At 67.0% G+C, this 18,949-nt stretch carries 19 protein-coding genes; 14 read left to right on the top strand and 5 right to left on the bottom strand.

Features of this window, described 5'->3' with window-relative positions:
- The first annotated feature begins 200 nt into the window (after window positions 1-200).
- Window positions 201-1,826, top strand: coding sequence for a polyprenol phosphomannose-dependent alpha 1,6 mannosyltransferase MptB (gene mptB / locus NIBR502771_RS04955; RefSeq protein WP_141158750.1), 1,626 nt, complete (start codon window positions 201-203; stop codon window positions 1,824-1,826).
- Between the two features lie 24 nt (window positions 1,827-1,850).
- Here the strand turns inward: mptB and NIBR502771_RS04950 are convergent, their stop codons facing one another.
- Both NIBR502771_RS04950 and NIBR502771_RS04945 read right to left on the bottom strand, forming a co-directional pair.
- Entirely contained in the window at window positions 1,851-3,107 is a 1,257-nt protein-coding gene (locus NIBR502771_RS04950; protein ID WP_141158749.1) for a glycosyltransferase 87 family protein, read from the bottom strand.
- Window positions 3,108-3,135: 28 nt separating this feature from the next.
- The gene (locus tag NIBR502771_RS04945) at window positions 3,136-4,389 is read right to left on the bottom strand and encodes a glycosyltransferase family 87 protein (RefSeq protein ID WP_246839814.1); all 1,254 of its coding nucleotides are present in this window, start codon (window positions 4,387-4,389) and stop codon (window positions 3,136-3,138) included.
- Window positions 4,390-4,787: 398 nt separating this feature from the next.
- On the opposite strand from NIBR502771_RS04945, the gene NIBR502771_RS04940 reads away from it, so the two are divergent.
- The gene (locus NIBR502771_RS04940; RefSeq protein ID WP_141158747.1) at window positions 4,788-4,988 is read left to right on the top strand and encodes a hypothetical protein; all 201 of its coding nucleotides are present in this window, start codon (window positions 4,788-4,790) and stop codon (window positions 4,986-4,988) included.
- Window positions 4,989-5,083: 95 nt separating this feature from the next.
- Here the strand turns inward: NIBR502771_RS04940 and NIBR502771_RS04935 are convergent, their stop codons facing one another.
- Window positions 5,084-5,344 (bottom strand): DUF3072 domain-containing protein, encoded by a 261-nt coding sequence (locus NIBR502771_RS04935; RefSeq protein ID WP_141158746.1) that lies wholly within the window; start codon window positions 5,342-5,344, stop codon window positions 5,084-5,086.
- A 137-nt stretch (window positions 5,345-5,481) separates the two neighbouring features.
- Here NIBR502771_RS04935 and NIBR502771_RS04930 point away from each other — a divergent pair, with 137 nt between their 5' ends.
- The 4 genes from NIBR502771_RS04930 (at window position 5,482) to NIBR502771_RS04915 (ending at window position 9,893) form a co-directional block, all read left to right on the top strand.
- Window positions 5,482-6,354 carry an NAD(P)-dependent oxidoreductase gene (locus NIBR502771_RS04930; protein ID WP_141158745.1) on the top strand — a complete coding sequence of 291 codons (873 nt, stop codon included), beginning with the start codon at window positions 5,482-5,484 and terminating at the stop codon, window positions 6,352-6,354.
- Between the two features lie 198 nt (window positions 6,355-6,552).
- Entirely contained in the window at window positions 6,553-7,929 is a 1,377-nt protein-coding gene (locus NIBR502771_RS04925) for an MFS transporter (RefSeq protein ID WP_141158744.1), read from the top strand.
- Window positions 7,930-8,058: 129 nt separating this feature from the next.
- A complete protein-coding gene (locus NIBR502771_RS04920; RefSeq protein WP_141158743.1) occupies window positions 8,059-8,724 on the top strand; it encodes a GntR family transcriptional regulator in 666 nt (221 codons plus the stop codon).
- Window positions 8,721-9,893, top strand: a complete 1,173-nt coding sequence (locus NIBR502771_RS04915; protein WP_141158742.1) for an MFS transporter — start codon at window positions 8,721-8,723, stop codon at window positions 9,891-9,893. The genes NIBR502771_RS04920 and NIBR502771_RS04915 overlap by 4 nt, the downstream gene beginning before the upstream one ends.
- A gap of 148 nt (window positions 9,894-10,041) precedes the next feature.
- Here the strand turns inward: NIBR502771_RS04915 and NIBR502771_RS04910 are convergent, their stop codons facing one another.
- Window positions 10,042-10,842: an IclR family transcriptional regulator gene (locus NIBR502771_RS04910; protein WP_141158741.1), complete on the bottom strand. Its 801-nt coding sequence runs from the start codon at window positions 10,840-10,842 to the stop codon at window positions 10,042-10,044.
- Window positions 10,843-10,962: 120 nt separating this feature from the next.
- Here NIBR502771_RS04910 and NIBR502771_RS04905 point away from each other — a divergent pair, with 120 nt between their 5' ends.
- The 8 genes from NIBR502771_RS04905 to NIBR502771_RS04870 all read left to right on the top strand — a co-directional run bounded on the left by NIBR502771_RS04905 (window position 10,963) and on the right by NIBR502771_RS04870 (window position 18,167).
- Complete coding sequence (locus tag NIBR502771_RS04905; RefSeq protein WP_141158740.1) at window positions 10,963-11,466, top strand: tripartite tricarboxylate transporter TctB family protein; 504 nt, start codon at window positions 10,963-10,965, stop codon at window positions 11,464-11,466.
- Window positions 11,467-11,468: 2 nt separating this feature from the next.
- Entirely contained in the window at window positions 11,469-12,971 is a 1,503-nt protein-coding gene (locus NIBR502771_RS04900) for a tripartite tricarboxylate transporter permease (protein WP_141158739.1), read from the top strand.
- A gap of 51 nt (window positions 12,972-13,022) precedes the next feature.
- Complete coding sequence (locus NIBR502771_RS04895; RefSeq protein ID WP_141158738.1) at window positions 13,023-14,030, top strand: tripartite tricarboxylate transporter substrate binding protein; 1,008 nt, start codon at window positions 13,023-13,025, stop codon at window positions 14,028-14,030.
- A gap of 25 nt (window positions 14,031-14,055) precedes the next feature.
- Window positions 14,056-14,682: a methyltransferase gene (locus NIBR502771_RS04890; RefSeq protein WP_141158737.1), complete on the top strand. Its 627-nt coding sequence runs from the start codon at window positions 14,056-14,058 to the stop codon at window positions 14,680-14,682.
- A gap of 44 nt (window positions 14,683-14,726) precedes the next feature.
- Window positions 14,727-15,506 (top strand): NAD(P)-dependent oxidoreductase, encoded by a 780-nt coding sequence (locus NIBR502771_RS04885; RefSeq protein WP_141158736.1) that lies wholly within the window; start codon window positions 14,727-14,729, stop codon window positions 15,504-15,506.
- A gap of 79 nt (window positions 15,507-15,585) precedes the next feature.
- Window positions 15,586-16,923, top strand: coding sequence for a TRAP transporter large permease subunit (locus NIBR502771_RS04880; RefSeq protein ID WP_141158735.1), 1,338 nt, complete (start codon window positions 15,586-15,588; stop codon window positions 16,921-16,923).
- A gap of 9 nt (window positions 16,924-16,932) precedes the next feature.
- The gene (locus NIBR502771_RS04875) at window positions 16,933-17,190 is read left to right on the top strand and encodes a hypothetical protein (protein WP_141158734.1); all 258 of its coding nucleotides are present in this window, start codon (window positions 16,933-16,935) and stop codon (window positions 17,188-17,190) included.
- Window positions 17,187-18,167 (top strand): cyclase family protein, encoded by a 981-nt coding sequence (locus NIBR502771_RS04870; protein ID WP_141158733.1) that lies wholly within the window; start codon window positions 17,187-17,189, stop codon window positions 18,165-18,167. The genes NIBR502771_RS04875 and NIBR502771_RS04870 overlap by 4 nt, the downstream gene beginning before the upstream one ends.
- Window positions 18,168-18,332: 165 nt before the next feature.
- Here NIBR502771_RS04870 and NIBR502771_RS04865 read toward each other — a convergent pair whose 3' ends face one another.
- Window positions 18,333-18,905 carry an MOSC domain-containing protein gene (locus tag NIBR502771_RS04865; RefSeq protein ID WP_141161418.1) on the bottom strand — a complete coding sequence of 191 codons (573 nt, stop codon included), beginning with the start codon at window positions 18,903-18,905 and terminating at the stop codon, window positions 18,333-18,335.
- Between the last annotated feature and the right edge of the window lie 44 nt (window positions 18,906-18,949).

The raw sequence follows: 18,949 nt of genomic DNA, 5'->3' as shown, positions 1-18,949 counted from the left end.
CACGATGCGCACGGTCCAACCCTGTCATGGACGACAATTGGGTGGAGAAGAAAGGAGCCGGGTGACTCTCGGCTGCGTATGCAACACTACCCCGCGCTCCCAGAGGAGCAGTAAGCGTGGCTGATAAAATGACCGGGTTGCAGGGCGGCCCATAGAGCCGGTGCAACCAACGCCGTAACAAAGTAGGGGACCACACAATCATGACGGCAGGCGGGTCACACCTTGAGACGTCGGAGAGCAGGCCGGGCAAACCGGTCGACGCCTCCGCGCCTGCCAGGGGCCGCGCCTACCTCGCCACCATCGAAGGCTTCATCGGCGCCCTCATGATGTTTGTCGGCTCCATCGGCACCGGCTGGATCGCCAACGGCTCACCCATGATCCGCCAGCCGGTGGTGATCGCGCTCCGCACCGAAGGGTGGGGTGTGGCGGTGTCCACCGTGCTGCTGACGGCCGGAGCCATGCTGCTGATGCGCTCCTGGTTGAGGCTTGGCCAGCGGTTGGGGGACTGGGGGAAGTCGTCGCTGCGGTCCGTTGTCATCGCCATTTCGGCCTGGTCGCTGCCCCTGCTGTTCTGCGTCCCCGTCTTTTCCCGCGACGTCTACGCCTACACAGGGCAGGGACGCCTGGTCCAGGAGGGCCAGAACCCTTACGAAGTGGGCATCTCCACGCTCAACAACTGGTTTGCCCTGGGCGCCGACCCCGCCTGGGCCGAGAACCGGACCCCCTACGGACCGTACTTCCTCTGGCTCGCGCGGGCTGTGGTGGGGCTGACCGGCGCCCAGCCCGACGCGTCAGTCCTGCTCTTCAGGCTCCTGGCCGGCGTCGGCGTCCTGCTCTGCGTCATCTACGTACCCAAGCTGGCAGAACTGCACGGCATCAACGGTGCACGGGCCCTCTGGATCTCCGTGGCCAACCCGTTGTTCCTCATCAGCTTTATCGCCAGCGCCCACAACGACGCACTCATGGTGGGGCTCGCCGTCGCCGGCGTCTATCTGGCCGCCACCCGCCGCTACCTGCTGGGCATCCTCCTGGTCACCGCGTCCGTGGGCATCAAGCCCATCACCGTGCTGCTGCTGCCGTTCATCGGTGTCATGTGGGCAGGACCGTCTGCCTCCTGGCCACGCAAATTCCTGATGTGGGGAGCAACGGCCGGCATCAGCTTCGGCGTGCTGGCCCTCAGCGGCATCCCCTACAACCTGGGCATCGGCTGGACCTGGGCCATTATGGATCCCACCCCCGGCTACACCGGCTACTCGCCGTCCGGTTTCATCGGCCAGCAGGTGGAGATGCTCGCCAACGCCCTGGGCCTGCCCGGCGGAACGCTGGCCACCTGGCTGCGGACCGCCATGAAGTGGGCCGCCATCGCCTTGGTCCTGCTGCTCATGTTCCGCGGCGACTACTCCCGTGCGGTGCGCCGGATGGCCTTGGCGTTCACCGCCGTCGTGATGCTCTCACCCATCATCCAGCCCTGGTACATCCTGTGGTTCCTGCCGTTCCTGGCCGTCACCGGCATCCGGGACGACTGGCAGATCCGCTCGCTGTACGTCGGCGTGACGTTCTTCGTGGTGTTCGGGGCGCAGGATCAACTCTCGGTCTGGTCCTTCGTGGAACTGCCCATCGACGCGTCGTCCCTGGCATTCTTCACCGCCCTGGCCTTCACGTTCTACCTGCTGGTGCTGGACGTCCATACCCGGAAACTGCTCATCGAGGGCAGGCCGCTGGACCTGGGCCGCCGCGGCTGGCAGTGGGCGGTGGAGCGCAGGGCGGCACACCGCCGTAGCGCACCCCAGGCCCCCGCCGCCGTCGACCGGTCCAAAAGCCGATAGCCGGACGAAGCGCGCCCGAAACGGCTACGCGCCCGCGGGTACCCGGGAGGACGTCCTGCGCCCCAGCTCGGCCGTCCGCTTCACCGACCACCACAGCAGCACCACCAGGAGCACGTTGCGGGTGGTGAGGATGGCCGCCATGACTGGATGGGCGTGGATCAGGGGCGTGTAGAACAGCGGGTAGATCACGAACGTGGTCATGGCGATGCCCATCAGCAGGGCCGCGGGCACCTTCCAGCGCTCCCAGTCGTGGGTCAGGCCGGCGATGACCACCGGTGCCAGCCAGATGATGAACTGCGGCGAGCCCACCTTGTTGAACACAATGAACGCCGTGACCATCATGAGGGAGCCCTCGAGGAACAGCTCCTCACGTTCGGCGCCCCGCCGCATGGCGCGCACCAGCAGGATGGCTGCAATCACGGCGGCCAGGACCAGCAACGGCTGCATCAGGAAAGCTGCGGTACTGGCTCCCGGACCGTAAACCTCGGTGGAGTTGATGGCCGTGTTGTCCGCCATCTTCGAGCCGGCAATGTGGAACACGCTCAGCCAGACCCACGGTGTGGAGAACGTGGCCTCAAGCTGCATGCCGCGCTCGCCCTGGTTCAACAGGAAGTCCATGATGTGCGGCAGGCCGCCGGTCAGCCAGGTCCCCAGGCCCACGACGGCGGTCACGGCGGCGCCGGCGAGCACCACTTGGACGCGCTTGTGGCTGGCGATGGCGATGGGTACCAGCACCGCTGCCGGCCACACCTTGATCCACGTGGCGATGCTGAGCAGGACGCCCGCCACCACGGGCCGCTCCGCGGCGTAGATCAGCGCGATCAGCACGATCGGTGCGGTGATGCCTTCCACCCTGGCGAAGCTCAGGTAGCCCATGAAGACGGTGAAGAACAGCCACCACCACGCCGGGGCCACGCCCGTCACCCTCCGCTGGCCGCGGGTCAGGTAGAGCAGGCCGACGGCATTGAGTGCCGCGATAATCAGGAACCACACCAGCAGGTAGAGGCTGGGCCCGGCGATGTTGGCGACGAAAATGGGGATCTGCGCCAGCACCGGGTAAACCCACGGGCTGATCTTCCCGGTGAGGTCCGCCGGGTTGTACCCGGCGGCGGCCCACTGCCGGTACTGCTCGGTGTCGCTGAACGTTTCGCCGTTCAGGAAGAAGGACGCCATCCAGCCCAGGAAGTACAGATGGACGACGGCGAAGCCCCACCACACGCTGGACGGGCGGCCGAACCAATCCACTGCTTTGGCCGGCAGGACCTTGCTGCGGACCGTCACCAAACGGTCAAAGAACCTTGTGGAAATCTCAGGTCTCCTTGAGCGCGGGGGCGGGTGCGGCGGTTTTCCTGCCCAGCGAATACAGGCGCCGGACGCTCCACAGGAACAGGACCACCACCAGGATGTTGCGGATGGTCAGCACCAGCGCCATCCACGGGTTGTTGTGGCTGAGTGCGTCGTAGAAGAGCGGGTAGATGAAGTAGGTGGCCACAGCGATGGCGATCAGCATCAATGCCGGGACGCGCCATTCGCGCCAGCTGTGCGCGAGGCCGACGGCGACGGCAGGGCCCAGCCACACCATGAACTGGGGCGAACCCACCTTGTTGAACACCACGAAGGCGGCTGCCAGGGCGAGGGCGCCGGCCAGAAGCAATTCAGTCCGGTCCACGCCGCCGGCCACCTTGTGCTGCTTGCCGTTGTGGAGCGCCCAGAAAGCCAGGCCAGCCACCAGCAGGGCGGCCAGGACCAGGAGCGGCTGCATCAGCACGGACATGGTGGCGGTGCCCGGACCGTCCACCTGCATGGAGTTGATGTCCGTGTTCATGTACATCCGGGAGCCGCCCACGTTCAGGACGGAAAGCCACAGCCACGGGGTGGTGAAGGTGGCTTCGAGCTGCATGCCGCGGTCGCCCTGCTGGGTGAGGAAGTTCAGGAGCTTGGGGACGCTGCCCAGGGCTGCCGCCACCGCAATGACGCCCGCCGTCGTCGCCATTCCAGCCAGTACCACCAGCAGACGGTTCTTGACGACGGCGAAGAGGGCCAGCATGATGGCCGCCGGCCACACCTTCACCCAGGTGCCGATGGCCAGCAGGACCGAGGCAATGAACGGGCGCTGGACGCCGTATGCCAGCGCCACGAGGACCAGGGGGGCGGTGAGGCCGTCAACGCGGGCGAATCCCAGCCAGCCCATAAGGAACGTAAAGGCCAGCCACCACCAGCCCGCGGGGATGGCGTTGGCGTTGCGGCCCCGTGCGGTGAGTTTCAGCAGCGCCCAGCCGTTGAGCAGTGTTGTCATGAGGACCCAGAGGAAGAAGAACGGTCCAGGACCTGCGAGGCCCGCAATGGCCATGGGGAACAAGGCCAGGATGGGGTATACCCAGGGGCTGGGCCCGCCCCTCAAGTTCGCGTCGTTGAAGCCGGCCATGGCCCAGTCACGGTAGATGAACGTGTCGCTGAAGGCTTCCCCGCGCAGGGAGAGGGAGGCGGCGAAGACCAGGAAGACAAGGTGCACCACGATGAAGCCGCCCAGCAGTCCGCGCCCGGAATTCAGTGCGCTGCGCACGGGGGTGGGGAGGATGACGTTGCGGATCCTGGTCAGGTTGCCGAAGAGGGCGTCGGTGGAAATGGCGGATCCTTGTCAGGTCGTGGCACACGTGTGGTGTCGTGCTGGTGGCTGGGTTCTGCCGCAGGGCTGGGTCAGGGCAGCGGAGCCGTTCGGAAACAGCTTCCACTCCTGTCCAACTCTAATTCACGGTGCTTTGGCGCCCGTAATTGCCGAGGCAGGCTCCAGCCGTCACGCCTTGACCTGCGGCGACTTATTACTTGATTTTTCAAGTTGCTGGTGATCCATCACTCGGGCATCATGAGCTGGGCACAAAGGTTCCCAACTTCGCCTGCGGCCTTGGGGAGCGCAGGCGTTGCATATCACCCCCTAACCCCCAACACACAAAGGCTAGACCCATGAACTTCCCGCTGACCCTCACCGTGTCCGACCGCCAGAGCATGGACACCGAGCTCGACGCCGCCGTCGCAGCCGCCAAGGCACATGCACTCATCGGCCGGCGCGGCATTTTGGTGACCCGCCATGGCGTGGATAAGTTCACGGTGGACCTCAGCGACGCCGTCCCCTTCGGCCTCACCCGCGAACACCAGGTCTGGTAAGCCATCGGCTGGCGCCTGATCCAGCCGGCCCAACGCAGCCACTGACGGGGCTCCTTTGGAACCGCCGTCACTTCCGGCGTCGACCGTCAATGTGCCTAACTGCCGGCGTTGTTGTCCCCATCGCCGCCCACGCGGTTGCTGCGCTGCTGCAGCCGGTCGATGTGCTTTGACGCGTCCGCCTTGCTCAGGTCCGCGGGAAGTTCCTCGCCCGCCTCGCGTGCAAGGGTATCGAGATAGCTTCGCTGCGCCGCCGTCATGGGCTCATCCCCCGTCACCCAGTCTTCCGGGTCCCTGTTGAGTCCTGCATTCGGTTCCGGTTCGGGGCTGCCGATTGTTTCCTGGTTGCTGTCGCTCATGGGCACGAGTCTAGGCCTGGGCACCGACATTCTGCCGGAACGTGCGTGCCGAAAAGCATTGGCATGAATAAGTCGGGAAATCATGGAGACCTTGAATAGGTAGACGCAGACCCCAACGCAGCCAGGAGAAGGACTCGATGGATACCAAGCTCAAAGTCGCAGTGCTCGGGACGGGAATCATGGGAGCAGCCATGGCACGGAACCTCCTGCGGGCCGGCCATGAAGTCTCGGTGTGGAACCGGGACGGGGCCAAAACGGAACCCCTGGCTGCTGACGGCGCCCGTCGTGCCGCCAGCCCTTCCGACGCCGTCAAGGCGGCCGACGTGGTCCTGACCATGCTCTACGACGCGGCCGCGGTGGAAGATGTCATGCGGGCTGCGGCCCCCGGCGTCCGGCCCGGCATGGCCTGGGTGCAGTCCACCACGGTGGGCGTCCAGGACGTTCCCGTTTTGGCCAAACTGGCCGCGGAGCTCGGCCTGGACCTGGTGGAGGCGCCCGTTTCCGGCACCCGGGCCCCGGCCGAAGCCGGCCAGCTCCTGGTGCTTGCCGCCGGACCCGATTCGGTGCGCCGGCGGGTGGCGCCGGTGCTGGATGCCATCGGGGCCCGGACCATCTGGACGGGGCAGGACCCTGCCGACGGCTCCGCAACCCGGCTCAAACTCGTGGTGAACAGCTGGGTCATTGCTGCCTCCAATGCCGCCGGTGAGGTGGTTGCCCTGGCGGAGGCGCTGGGCGTCGATCCGCAGCAGTTCCTCAACGTGATCGACGGCGGCGGCCTGGACCTTCCCTACCTGCGGACCAAGATGGGGCTCATCCTGGACGGGGGACTCGAGCCGGCGTCCTTCGCCGTGGACACCGCCTGCAAGGACGCCCACCTGATTGTGGACGCCGCAGCTGACCAGGGCTTGAAGCTTGACGGTGCCGAAGCGTTCGCCGCAAGGCTGGACCGGGCAGCCGGGCAGGGCCGCAGCAAGCAGGACATGGCCGCGGCTTACTACTCCAGCCGGTAGCAGTGGTGTCCCGGTTCCGCAGCAGGCCGGATAGCGCTTGCCCATTGACGTAACGAACGTCACCTTCTATATTGGGTGAATCGATTCAAGAGTTGCGCGCCATCCTCTGTCCGGGGGATGCGGCCCAGCCACCGCCCAAGCCCCAACTGCGGCCAGCGGTCCGGTTCCTTGCCAATGAAGACGAAGGACAAAAGCATCATGAGCACCACCCCAACCCGCGTCGTCCATGCAGGACAGGAAGGCGCAACCGGTCCCCGGGACCCCCGGAAAGCGGCGATGAGCGGCTGGATTGGAAGTGCCCTTGAGTACTACGACTTCGCGCTGTACTCGCTGGCCGCCACGCTTATCTTCCCCACCATCTTCTTCCCGGCAGAAAACCCGACCGTGGGGATCATTGCTTCCCTGGCAACCTATGCGGTGGGCTACGTCTCCCGCCCGGTAGGCGCCGTCGTCCTGGGGGCCTACGGGGACCGGCACGGTCGCAAGAAGGTGCTCGTCTTCGCCATGCTGCTCATGGGCTTCGCGACCTTCGCCGTCGGGCTCCTGCCCACGTACGGGCAGGTGGGCCTCCTCGCCCCCGCCCTGCTGGTGATCCTCCGGCTGATCCAGGGCTTCGCGGTGGCCGGAGAACTGGGCGGCGCCAGCGCCATGATCGTCGAACACGCGCCGGACGCCCGGCGCGGATTCTTCGCCAGCTTCAGCCTGCAGGGCACGCAGGTGGGATCAATCCTTGCCACCGCCGTCCTGCTGCCGCTCGCCGCCCTCCTCCCGGCTGACCAGTTCGGTGCCTGGGGCTGGCGCATCCCATTCCTGCTCAGCGCCGTCGTCATTTTCGCCGGCTACCTCATCCGCCGCCGGGCGACCGAACCCCCTGCGTACGCCGCGCAGTCCGGGCCGGCCCAGGCGCGGCAGCGCTTTCCGCTGGCCGAGCTCCTGCGCACCCGGCCGGGCGCACTGCTCCGCTGCATCCTGATGACCTTCACCAACGTCATCGGCATGGCCACCCTGATCTTCGGCGTCTCCTTTGCCACCCAGAAGGGCTACGGCAACGGCTTCTCCAGCAGCGAGTTCCTGTGGGTGACGCTGGTGGCCAATATCGCGGCAGTGGCCACCATTCCGGTGTTCGGCGCACTGTCCGACAGGATTGGCCGGCGGATGCTGATGGCGGCCGGAGGCGTTATCGGTGGCGTGCTGGTGACCGGATACCTCTGGGCCATCGAGCAGGGGAGCCTGCCGCTGGTCTTCGTCTGCGTGGTGATCGTGCAGGGCATCTTTTTCCAGATGTGGAACGCAACCTTCGCCACGTTCTTCCAGGAGCAGTTCCCCATGCGGATCAGGGTCACCGGCTTCGCGGTGTCGCAGAACATCGGACTCATGATTGCGTCGTTCTTCCCGAGCATCTTCACGGCGATCGCCCCTCCTGGCTCCGCCAACATCCCGCTGACCATCGGGCTGGCCACGCTCGGCATCTGCCTGGTCTCGGCCGTGGCCACCCTGATGTCCTCCGATACCCGGGGCACCACCCTGGAGGACCTCGAGGGACGGAAGGCCGGGCGGACCGCGGAGCCCGCTTAGTCCCGACAGGAAACGAAGAAGGGGCAGCGCTTGCTGCCCCTTCTTCCTGTGCCTGCACGCGGCCCCGCTAGCCGGGGAGGTCATGTGTATAGATGTATACAAGTATGATGGCTGCTGGAGGTCTAAACGATGCCAGAGTCACCCACCCGGAACACCGGGGCCCATCTTGTCTACGCCGAGCTGAAACGCCGCATCCTGAGGCTTGAGCTGAAGCCAGGGGAACGCATCTACGAACCGGCGATGGCGTCGGCGCTGCAGGTGAGCCGAACGCCGCTGCGCGAGGCCATCCGGCGCCTCATCTCCGAGGGCCTCCTGGAGCAGCAGCCCACCGGCGGGGTGCTGGTGCCGGCGCTGGACGAAGGCGCCATCTCGGAACTGTACGAGGTCCGCGCGGCAATGGAATCACTGATGGCACGCAACGCCTGCCTGAAAGCAACGCCGGGCGACGTCGAAGACCTCAAGGGCATCCTGGAACGCAACGCAGCCATGGTGACGTTCGCCGACGACGCCATGCGGCAGGGCATGGCGCTGCACGCCAAAATCGCCGCGATCGCCGGCAACTCCTGGGCCCGCCGCTTCCACGGCCAGATCTCGAGCCACATGGAACGGTACCGGCACTTCACCAACAGCACGCAGGAGCGCCGCCACCAGGCCCTCGCCCAGCACCGGATCCTGGTGGATGCAGTGGCCAGTGGCGATCCGGAGAAGGCCGCCGCCATCGCGTTCGAGCACGTGATGGGCGCCCGGGACGCTGCGGTGCGGGCCATCTCCGGCGCCACCGGCGCCGGCGCATGATCGGCGAACTGGGGCGGCGCACGTCCACCGCCCTGCTGGTCCATTCGGCGCTGATCCAGGCCGTCACCTTCCTGGTCCGCCCGGCAGCCACCTACCGTGCGCTTGAGCTCGATGTCCCCGGGTTCGCCCTGGGACTGCTGGCCGCCAGCTACGCCGTCTTTCCGCTGCTGCTCGCCGTGCCCACGGGCGGCCTGGTGGACCGACTGGGTGAGCGCCGGCTCATGGCGATCGGGTCCGCCGTCGTCCTCTCCTGCTCTGCCTTCCTGCTGCTGTGGGGCTCCTCGATCGTGGCCCTGGTCATCGGAACCGCGCTGCTGGGGGCCGGGCAACTGGCGTGCGTCGTGGGGCAGCAGGCGGTGGTGGCCAACAATGCCGTTTCGTCCCGGATGGACTCCGCGCTCGGATACCTGACCTTTGCCGCGTCCCTGGGGCAGGCCCTGGGGCCGTTGGCGATTTCCCTGGTGGGAGGCGCTTCCATCCGTCCCGACACCCAGGCGATCTTCCTTCTTTCGGTCGTCATGGGCCTGGTGCTGTTCGCCACCACCTTTGTTGTCCCGGCCCATGTCAGCGCCGGGAGGAAGAAGGCCAGCGGCCCTGTACCCGGCGGCAATGCGGTGTCCCTCCTGAAAGCTCCCGGCGTGGCCCGTGCCCTCGCCACCAGCGCCACCGTCCTGGCCGTGGTGGACCTGACCATGGTCTACCTGCCGGCCCTCGGCGCCGACCGGGGACTCACCGCGGCCACCGTGGGCGCCATGCTGACCGTCCGCGCCGTCTTCTCCATGGTGTCGCGGCTCCTGCTGGGCACGGTGTCCCGGAGGATTGGCCGGATGCGGCTGCTGGTGGTGAGCCTGGCTTTGTCCACCGCGGCGCTGGCAGCCGCAGCCGTTCCCATGCCGGCGTGGCTGCTCTTTGGTGTGATGGCCGTGCTGGGGCTGGGCCTGGGCATCGGCCAGCCGCTGACCATGTCGTGGCTTTCGGCGCAGGCGCCGACTGGGCAGCGGGGGCGGGCACTGGCCCTGCGGCTCGCCGGCAACCGGGTGGGGCAGGTGGTCCTGCCCAGTGCCATCGGCGTCGTTGCCGCCGGGCTGGGCGCGGGCGGCGTGTTCCTGGCGTCGGCCGTCGTGGTGGGCGGGACGCTCCTGCTGCTCCGCGGGGTGCAGCTGGATTAGCGGTCCTCGCGTCACGCCGGGCAGGCTTTCAGGCGGCGGACGACGGCGGGTCCCCGGGTTTCCGGGGCTCTCCCGCCCCGTGTGGGCCGAAAGCGTGCCGTGCGTGACGCCGTCGTCCGCCTTGTTGTTGGGGTAGGCGGTCAGGGGCTCAGTAAACGGAGCCCTCGAGCAGCTCGGAGAGCCGGCTGGCGGCACGGCGCAGTTCCGGAACGTTGGCTTTGATTTTCTCCTCTGTCGTCGCTTCCGCAGGGCAGTTCAACGCCATTGATTCGTTGGCGCGGCCGGCTCTGTTCGTCAATGCCACCCCTACGGAGAGCACGCCAAGCACGCGCTCATTCGCTGAATAGGCGTAGTCACAGCCGGGCTCGGGCAGCCGCGACTTCAGTTCCTCTATCGTGAATCCCTGCTCCTCGTGACCGGAGGCAATTGCGGCCGCTACCACCTGTTTGAGCTCAGCGTCGGTGGCACCCGCGATCAGGATCTTTCCCGCCGCGCCGCGCGTCAGCGGGAGGCGCTTACCCAGCGGCAGGTCATACTGCATGGGCGCTTCACCTTGGACCCTTGCCACCAGAATCCGCTCAAACCCGAGCCGGGTGTGCAGGGAAACAGACATTCCCGTCTGGGTCGCGAGTTGCTGCAGAACCGGGCGGCCCGCGACCGCCAGGGGATCGTTCTCCAGAAAGCTCTTTGCCGCCGGGAGTACGGCCGGGCCGATCCGGTAGGACTTGTCCTTCTGGCTCACCATGCCGAAATCCTGCAGCACCCGCAGGATCCGCAGCGTGGTGGGCAGGCTCATGCCGCAGTTCCGGGCCAGGTCACTGAGCCGCTGCGGCCGCTCGGCCCGCTGCAACTCGGCAAAGACCTCCATGGCCCTCGAAAGGGAGCGCATGTTCGAGGACTTGGGGCCCTCTTCTGCCGTGCCGGCCGTGGTGGAAGTCGTCGTCGCCATTCTTTCATTCTATGTAAGTTCTTTGCGCTTGACAGTCCCTGTGTCTCCTGTCACTATTTCTCAGTACGCAATATAGTTTCATTCTGTGAAACGCAATGACGCGCAGTGAAAAGGAAACTCATGACAACGGAGTCAGTCACGACGAAAGCAGGGAGCACCATTCGGGTTGCCCCCGGTGTGCTGGCGGGGATCGGCGCCTTCGCCGCCGTCGGCATCTATGTCCTGGTCAGCTCGGTGAGCCTTGGCCTGTGGACGTCCCTCGGGCCGGGTGCCGGCCTGTTCCCCTTTGCGATGGGGGCTCTCCTGGTGGCGATGTCGGCAGTCTGGCTCCTCCAGGAACTCCGCCGGCCCAGCGCCAAGGGCGAGGGCGTGGATAAGGGGGTGGTCATCTCCGTCGTGGCCAGCCTGGTCATCCTGGCAGCGGTCATGGACCTGTTGGGCTTCCAGCTGAGCATGTTCGCGTTCCTGCTCTACCACCTGAAAATCCGCGGACGCCGGGCATGGGTGCCCTCACTGATCATCGCCCTGGCGGGGAGCGTCGGCGCCTTTTACGCCTTCAACTACGGCCTCAACGTGGCCCTTCCCGTCTCGGCATTTACTCCGCTGAACCTGATCGGACTCTAGGCATGGAAACCCTCAATGAACTGCTTGGCGGCTTTGCCACCGCCATGACCTGGCAGAACCTGCTGTTTGCCTTCCTCGGCTGCCTGCTCGGCACCATCATCGGCGTCCTGCCCGGCGTCGGACCCGTCGCGGGCGTGGCCCTGCTCATCCCGCTGACGCTCAACCTGGACCCCGCAGGGTCCATCATCATGCTGTGTGCCATCTTCTACGGCACCCAGTACGGCGGCACCATCACCAGCGTCCTGCTGAACACCCCCGGCGAAGCCTCCTCGGCCATCACCACCATCGACGGCCATGCCATGACAAAAATGGGGAGGGCCGGAGCGGCACTGACGCTGGCCGCCGTCGGTTCCTTCATTGGCGGCACCATTGCGACCGTCGGCCTGGTGGCCGCCGCCAAGCCGCTTGGTGAGATGGGCCTGCTGGTGGGGCCGCCCGAATTCTTCGCGCTCATGGTGGTGGGCATCTCGCTGCTGGTCGCCCTGGCCGGAAAGTCCATGGTCAAGGCACTGATCTCCGGCGCCCTGGGCCTGCTGATCTCCATGGTGGGCATCGATCCCGTGGCCGGAGCACCGCGCTTCACCTTCGGGATCGACAACCTGATGGACGGGGTCAGCTTCGTTGCCGTCATCGTCGGCGTCTTCGGGCTCTCCGAAATCCTCTCCTTCCGCCGGAACGAGCCCACCCCGGTGGTGCATGCCCCCGGTTTCCGGCAGCTGTTCCCGTCACGGACGGAATGGCGCCGCAGTGCACCCGCCATGGCCCGCGGCACCGGCGTCGGCTTCGGCCTGGGCCTCATTCCCGGCATGACCGGGTCTGTGTCCTCGCTCCTTTCCTACGCCACGGAGAAAAGGTTCTCCCGGTTCCGCCACGAGCTCGGCAAGGGGGCCGTCGAAGGCGTCGCCGGTCCGGAGACCGCCAACAACGCCCACGCCAATGCTGCCCTCATCCCGCTGTTCACCCTTGGCATTCCCGCCTCGCCCACCATCGCCGTGCTGATGGGCGCATTCCTGCAGCAGGGCCTCACCCCCGGACCCAGCCTTTTCACGGAGCACTCGGAGATCGCCTGGGCCATCATCGCCAGCCTCTTCATCGGCAACGTCCTCCTGCTGCTGCTGAACGTCCCGCTCGTGGGGCTCTGGACGTCCATCCTCCGCGTGCCCACCCCGATCCTGACGGCAGTGATCCTCGTGTTCATGGTCATCGGGGCCTACACCATCAACTTCAGCGTCTTTGATGTCTACGTCATGATCGGCTTCGGCCTCCTTGGCCTGGCACTGCGGAACCTCGACGTCCCCCTGGCTCCGATGGTGCTCACCCTGGTGCTCGGGCCGCTGATGGAACGCTCCCTGCGCGAATCGCTGGAAATCTCCCAGGGCGACTTCACCGTCTTCACCAGCCGTCCCATCTCCGCCGTCCTGATCGGCATCGGCCTGCTCATCATCTGCAGTCCGCTGCTCAAACTCCGCAAGCCGAAGGCCCTCATGGAGGACCCGGAGGCCTGACTCCCAACCCCGTAACCCCCTACACCCGCACCCCTTCAAAGGAGAAGAACCATGTCACGCAAGAAGATCTTCGCAGCGGTCGCAGCCGCGTCCCTGCTCGCCCTCACCGGCTGCGGCGCCAACGCCGGAGCCAGCAATTCCGGTGCGGCCGCCGGCGACTTCCCCAAGAAAGGCAAGTCCATCGACCTGATCGTGGCCTTCTCGTCGGGCGGCGCCGTGGACACCGCCGCCCGGCTCATCCAGCCGGTCCTCGAAAAGGAACTCGGCACCAACGTCGAGGTCATCAACAAGCCCGGTGCCGGCGGCCAGATCGGCTATACAGCCCTGACCGGTGCCAAGCCGGACGGCTACACCATCGGTGCCACCGGATCACCCTCGGTGGTGGTCTCACCCCTGGACCCGGCCCGCGGCGCGAAGTACACCAGGGACAGTTTCCAGCCGCTGGGCCGGCAGGTGATCGACCCCACCGTCATCGCCGTCCAGCCGGACAGCCCGTACCAGACCCTGAAAGAGCTGCTGGACGCGGTCAAGGCCAAGCCGAAGTCACTCACCGCCAGCACCACGGGCATCCAGACCGGCGAACACTTTGCCCTGGCCCAGATCCAGGAAAGTACCGGCTCGGAGTTCGCGCCGGTCCACTTCTCCGAGGGCGCCTCGCAGGCCACCACCGCGTTCCTGGGCAAGCATGTTGACGTCCTGGTGGCCAACGTCAGCGACGTAAACGACCTCAGCAAGCAGGGCAAGGCACGCGTGCTGGGCGTCATGTCCGGGGACCGCGCCCCCTCACTGCCGGAGATCCCCACGTTCAAGGAGTCCGGCTACGACCTGACTGCGGGGACTGCCCGCGGCTACTCCGCTCCCGCCGGGCTCCCGGCTGACGTGGCCAAAAAGCTCGAAGCCGCCATCGAGAAGGCCATCGAAGACCCTGCTGTGGTGCAGAAGATGAAGGACCTGGGCCTGCAGACCAGCTACCTCAACGGCACCGACTACCAGAAGTTCTGGGCAGGCCAGGAAGACGACTTCAAGAAGGTCCTTCCCCTGGTCCAGAAAAAAGACTGATCCACACCCCCTAAGGAACCCCACCATGACAACTCCAGCCATCGACACCAGCGCCGACTTTGCCCGCCCCGACCAGGGCATCGTGGACCGGCTCGCCAAGCTGCCCGCCGCCAATATCGGCGACGCCATGGACCGGCTCGGGGTCGCGGACTCCGCCATCCAGGCGGTGTGGCCCGGTGCGAAGCTTGCCGGACCGGCGTTCACCGTGTGGACCCGTCCCGGCGACAACAAGGGCATCCACGCCGCCCTGCAGCTGGCCCATCCAGGTGACGTCATTGTGGTCGCCGGCGGTGCCGATGAATCCCGCGCCCTCCTTGGTGAACTGATCGGGGAGCGCGCCATCAACCTCGGCGTCGCGGGCTTCGCGCTGGACGGAGCAGCGCGCGACGCCGAGGCGCTGGGCGAGATCGGCATGCCCGTCTTCGCCCGGGCTACTTCGCCCGCCGGTCCCTACAAGGACGGCCCCTTCAGGCTGGGAACCGCCGTCGCCTTCGGCGGCGTCCCCGTCCTGCCCGGCGATGTCATCGTCGGTGACTCCGACGGCGTGGTGGTCATCCCCCGGGACCAGGCCGCCGCCGTCGCCGAAGCCGCCGAAGCAGTGTTCGCGGACGAGACCGGCCGACGCCAGGCAATCGTCGCCGGCCGCAACTGAACCGCCCCGCCACCAGAACGTCACCAGAAGGAACAGAGCAAACCATGACAGCGTGCACCGTCATTGGCCTCGGCGAAGCCGGAGCCACCTACGCCGCAGCGCTCGCAGCTGCGGGCCACCAGGTCACCGGGTTCGACCCCGTGGCCCCCACCACGCCGGAGGGCGTCACCCGGAGGGCCACCGCGGCCGAAGCATGTACCGGGGCTGAGATCGTCCTGGTGATGACCGGAGCCGCCGCCGCACGCAGTGTGGCACAGGAATGCCTGCCGGTCCTTGGCGACGGCAGCGTCTACGCCGACTTCACATCATCCTCCCCTGGCGTCATGCAGGAACTCGGACAGCTGCCCGGCAAAGCCCGCTTTGCCGACGTCGCCATCCTTGGACCCGTCTCCGCGCTGGGGGAAAAGACCCCGCTCATGGTGAGCGGTCCAGGCGCCCAGGCCGTTGCGGAACTGCTGCGACCGCTCGCCGTGCAGGTGGAAATCGCTGACGGCGAGCCAGGTGCAGCGATGGCCCACAAACTGCTTCGCAGCGTGCTCATGAAGGGCATGGCGTCCGTCGTGGTCGAAGCGGTCACGGCCGGCCAGGCGGCCGGCCTGGAGGATTGGATCCGCGGCCAGATCGCGAACCAGCTGGCGGGGGATGGCCAGGCTGTCATTGACAGGTTCCTCACCGGAACCGCCAAACACGCCGTCCGCCGCTCCAAGGAGATGCAGGACACCGCCAGCTATCTTTCGGACCTCGGCGTCCCGGCCGAGATGACCACCGCCTCCGCCGCCGCCCTCGCCCGGATGGCGCAGGCCACGGAACCGGCCTTGCGCTGACCGCACAGCAGGGCACAATCAGGAACGGGAAAAACGTGATTTCAACATCAACCGGCATTCCGCCGACAGGAGCAGCAGCATGATTGGCATCTGGGCACTGGGCGCCTACCTTGCCGTCATCCTGCTCTGGACGACAGCAATCAAGCGCAGCGTGGGGGAGGCCATGATCCTGGGCTTCCTGGTGGTCCTGCCGTTTACCGGGGCCGCCGCGGCACAGGTGGGTTGGTCGGCACTCTCTTCGGCAGCGACCGACGAGATCGTCTACGCCACCATGGCCTTCGTCTTCATGGGCTACCTGCTGGACAAGGGCGGCGTCCTGGACCGGCTGATCGACCTGCTGAACTCGCTCATCGGCGGGGTCAAGGGCGGCCCGGCCTGGGTCTCCACGGTAGCCTCCGCAGGCCTGGGCGGAGTGGTCCACAACCAGGCTGCCATCGCCGCGACGGTAGGCTCGGTGACCATTCCCTGGATGGAAAAGTCCAAGCTCGACAAGCCTGCCGCAGCAACCCTCGTGGCCGGGAACGCGGGAATGGGAATCACCTTCCCGTTCAGCGCCTCCATGTTCGTCCTGGTCGGCTCCGCCACGGTAGGGCCCCTGCTGAACATCAACGCCCTCGTCCTTCCCCTGCTGTTCGGCGGCCTGTGGTGTTTCCTCCACCGGCTCATCGTCACCTGGATGCTCATCAGGAAAAGCGGGATGGCACCTCTCGACGCCGCCCACCGCCTGTCCGTCCGGACCGCGTTCGGCCAGGGCTGGGCCACGCTCCTGCTGTTCGTCGTCGTCGCCATCCCCCTTGCCATCACTTCCGGGTTCCTCACCTCGGCCCTCTCCGACTGGACCGGCGGCGATGTCAGCAAGTCTGTCAGCGTGATCGTCTGGATCCCGGTGGTGCTCCTCATCACTGGTGCGCTGCTGGGCAGGAAGCGGCTGCCCCGCACCGGCCGGGACTGGGGAACCTTGCTGCAGGGCTCGGCCCCGCGGTTCGGCATCGTCGGCGTCACGGTGCTCTTCGCTTTCGCCGGCGCCAACGCGCTCGCCGCCACCGGCCTGCCCAAGCAAATGACCGCCCTGCTGAACGGGCTGAACCTTCCCCTCTGGCTGCTCGCCATCCTGATCGGGCTGATCGTCATCGCGGTCGCGGCCCCGCTTTCCGCCACCGCCACGATGGCCGCCGTGGGAACGGTGGGCGTTGCCGCCCTCGTGGCTGCCGGGGTGCCCGCCACCACTGCCGCCGTCGCCGTCCTTGTTTTCTCCTCCTGCGAGGCCGCGGTCCCGCCCGGTGGTGCACCGCTCTATGTGGCCTGCGGCATCGCGGACGTCAATCCCATCAAGACCTTCGCCCGCCTGCTCACCCACTATGCGCTGCCCCTGCTGGTCATCGGCGTGCTGATCATCCTCGGCATCCTGCCCATCTAAGGAACCACCATGAACACACCCCGAAGGTTCATCCAGACCGTCTTCACCCTCACCCTTGGTGCCCTCCTCGTAGGCGGCGTCCTGTTCGTTGCCGGGCAGGCAGCGGGCCTCGTGGCCGGGCAGAACGCCTGGCTCGAGTTCTTCAACACCTACGTCAAACCGCCCGTGTGCATTGCCGCATCGGTGTGCGCCGTGGCCGGGTTCCTGCTCAGCTACCAGCGCCCCCGGAAACACGCCACGCAACAGCAGGAAGCCACCACGCGATGACCGTACCCGGAACATTTCCCACCTTCGCGGAGCTCCTGGCGAGGGAGGGCAACCTGGCGGGTACATCGTGGGGGCTGTTCCCGGAACCGGGCAGGGGCACGCCGTCCTTCATCACGCCGGCTGCCCTCCTTGAGGCCAGGAACAGCATCCGGTCCGGGACCGTGTTCGGGCTGGACTATCCCGCAGATGCCTTTGACCCGGGGATGTCGCTCAAACGCAGCGCGCCCCGGCACACCATCTACTCCTCCCACCCTGCCCACCGGGATGACTACCTGGACGGGTATTACCTCCAGGGGTCGACGCAGATTGACGGGCTCCGGCACCGCCGTGCCGATGATGTTGGCTTCTACGACGGCGTCCCGGACCACCGGATCACCGAGGGCACGCCGGACCTTGGCATCCAGGAATGGGCTGAACACCCCATCGCCGGGCGGGGAGTCCTGGTGGACCTCGACGGCTTCCGGAACAGCGTGGGGGAGCCCATCGACCATGCAGGCGGGGAACCCCTGGACCTGGACCTGCTCCAGGCGGCCATGGAGTCCCAGTCCCTGACCACCCGCCCCGGCGACATCCTCCTGCTCCACACCGGGTGGTGCGAATGGTTCCTCGCGCTGGACCCGGAAGAGAAACAGCGCCTCCGTGAGAGCCGGAAGGCAACAGGCGTGGCGCAGTCGCAGGAGTTCGTCGCCTGGGCCTGGGACAGCCGGTTTGCCGTCATCGCCGCCGACACCTTCGCCGTCGAATGCCTCCCCGCCGTCCCGGACAGCCCCTACCGGGAGTCCGCCTTCAACGATCACGGCATGATGCACCAGCAGCTCCTGGCCAAGCTCGGCATGCTGCTCGGGGAGCTGTGGCGGCTCGGCCCCCTGGCCCGGCACATGCGGTGCACGGGCACGTGGGATGCATTCATCAGCATCAAGCCGCTGAACATCACCGGCGGCACCGGCTCCCCGGCCAACGCCACCGCCGTCATGTGAGCTGAGGCTGCACCCGCGTCACGCGGGGCACGCTTTCAGGCAACGCACGACGGCGGTACCCCGGGTTTCCGGGGCTTCCCCACCTATGGTGGGGCGAAAGCGTGCCGTGCCTGACACCGTCGTCCGTCCTAGTCCTGCCGGGGCGTCCCACCAGGGCAGGGGCTGCTACGGCAGCCGCGACGGCCGCAGGACGCTCGCCCCGCCCGCCTGGGCAGGGTCCAGCGGCACCGGGCTGACCAGCACGGCAGGACCCCGGTGCAGGAAGCCGCCGGACACCGCACGGCAGCGGATGCCGCCCCTGCCGCGCATGGCCGGATGCGCACCGGGGGCGAGCACCTCGTTCATCCACGCGCAGGGCTGGGCGTGCCGGCCGCCGTGCAGCGTCACCGGGGAGCCGCCGGAGTCCAGTACGAAGTCCTGCCCCAGCAGTGGCGCGAGCTGGGCTCCGCGCAGCACCACATTCCGGCGGGTCAGCAGCGGATCGAACGGCGCCGCGCCCAGTTCGGCGGCGATGGCTTCGAGGGATTCGACGGCGAACAGGGTCACCGCAGCATCCATGTGTGCGGCCTTGCCGAAGAAGCGGTCGCCCACGATGCCCTTGCCGGCCACCACCTCAGCCTGCAAAGCATCAGAAGTAGGAACGTCGGCGGCGCCGTCACGGGCACGGCCAAAATACGCGTGCGCGGGGGAGACCAGCAGGTGCAGGATCTCGACGTCGTACCGGAACATTTCGGGCATACGGCCAGCGTAGGCCAGCCCGGCATTGAAATCCTGCCGCCGGA

The organism is Pseudarthrobacter sp. NIBRBAC000502771 (assembly GCF_006517215.1).
Taxonomy (GTDB): Bacteria; Actinomycetota; Actinomycetes; order Actinomycetales; family Micrococcaceae; genus Arthrobacter; species Arthrobacter niigatensis.
Note: the sequence above shows the minus strand (reverse complement) of the source record. Positions and strands in the feature narration are given on the sequence as shown.

Excerpts from the sequence above, each read along its gene's own strand:
- mptB (WP_141158750.1), top strand. The coding sequence starts at position 201 with ATGACGGCAGGCGGGTCACACCTTGAGACGTCGGAGAGCAGGCCGGGC.
- NIBR502771_RS04940 (WP_141158747.1), top strand. The coding sequence starts at position 4,788 with ATGAACTTCCCGCTGACCCTCACCGTGTCCGACCGCCAGAGCATGGAC.
- NIBR502771_RS04935 (WP_141158746.1), bottom strand. The coding sequence starts at position 5,344 with ATGAGCGACAGCAACCAGGAAACAATCGGCAGCCCCGAACCGGAACCG.
- NIBR502771_RS04930 (WP_141158745.1), top strand. The coding sequence starts at position 5,482 with ATGGATACCAAGCTCAAAGTCGCAGTGCTCGGGACGGGAATCATGGGA.
- NIBR502771_RS04925 (WP_141158744.1), top strand. The coding sequence starts at position 6,553 with ATGAGCACCACCCCAACCCGCGTCGTCCATGCAGGACAGGAAGGCGCA.
- NIBR502771_RS04920 (WP_141158743.1), top strand. The coding sequence starts at position 8,059 with ATGCCAGAGTCACCCACCCGGAACACCGGGGCCCATCTTGTCTACGCC.
- NIBR502771_RS04915 (WP_141158742.1), top strand. The coding sequence starts at position 8,721 with ATGATCGGCGAACTGGGGCGGCGCACGTCCACCGCCCTGCTGGTCCAT.
- NIBR502771_RS04910 (WP_141158741.1), bottom strand. The coding sequence starts at position 10,842 with ATGGCGACGACGACTTCCACCACGGCCGGCACGGCAGAAGAGGGCCCC.
- NIBR502771_RS04905 (WP_141158740.1), top strand. The coding sequence starts at position 10,963 with ATGACAACGGAGTCAGTCACGACGAAAGCAGGGAGCACCATTCGGGTT.
- NIBR502771_RS04900 (WP_141158739.1), top strand. The coding sequence starts at position 11,469 with ATGGAAACCCTCAATGAACTGCTTGGCGGCTTTGCCACCGCCATGACC.
- NIBR502771_RS04895 (WP_141158738.1), top strand. The coding sequence starts at position 13,023 with ATGTCACGCAAGAAGATCTTCGCAGCGGTCGCAGCCGCGTCCCTGCTC.
- NIBR502771_RS04890 (WP_141158737.1), top strand. The coding sequence starts at position 14,056 with ATGACAACTCCAGCCATCGACACCAGCGCCGACTTTGCCCGCCCCGAC.
- NIBR502771_RS04885 (WP_141158736.1), top strand. The coding sequence starts at position 14,727 with ATGACAGCGTGCACCGTCATTGGCCTCGGCGAAGCCGGAGCCACCTAC.
- NIBR502771_RS04880 (WP_141158735.1), top strand. The coding sequence starts at position 15,586 with ATGATTGGCATCTGGGCACTGGGCGCCTACCTTGCCGTCATCCTGCTC.
- NIBR502771_RS04875 (WP_141158734.1), top strand. The coding sequence starts at position 16,933 with ATGAACACACCCCGAAGGTTCATCCAGACCGTCTTCACCCTCACCCTT.
- NIBR502771_RS04870 (WP_141158733.1), top strand. The coding sequence starts at position 17,187 with ATGACCGTACCCGGAACATTTCCCACCTTCGCGGAGCTCCTGGCGAGG.
- NIBR502771_RS04865 (WP_141161418.1), bottom strand. The coding sequence starts at position 18,905 with ATGCCCGAAATGTTCCGGTACGACGTCGAGATCCTGCACCTGCTGGTC.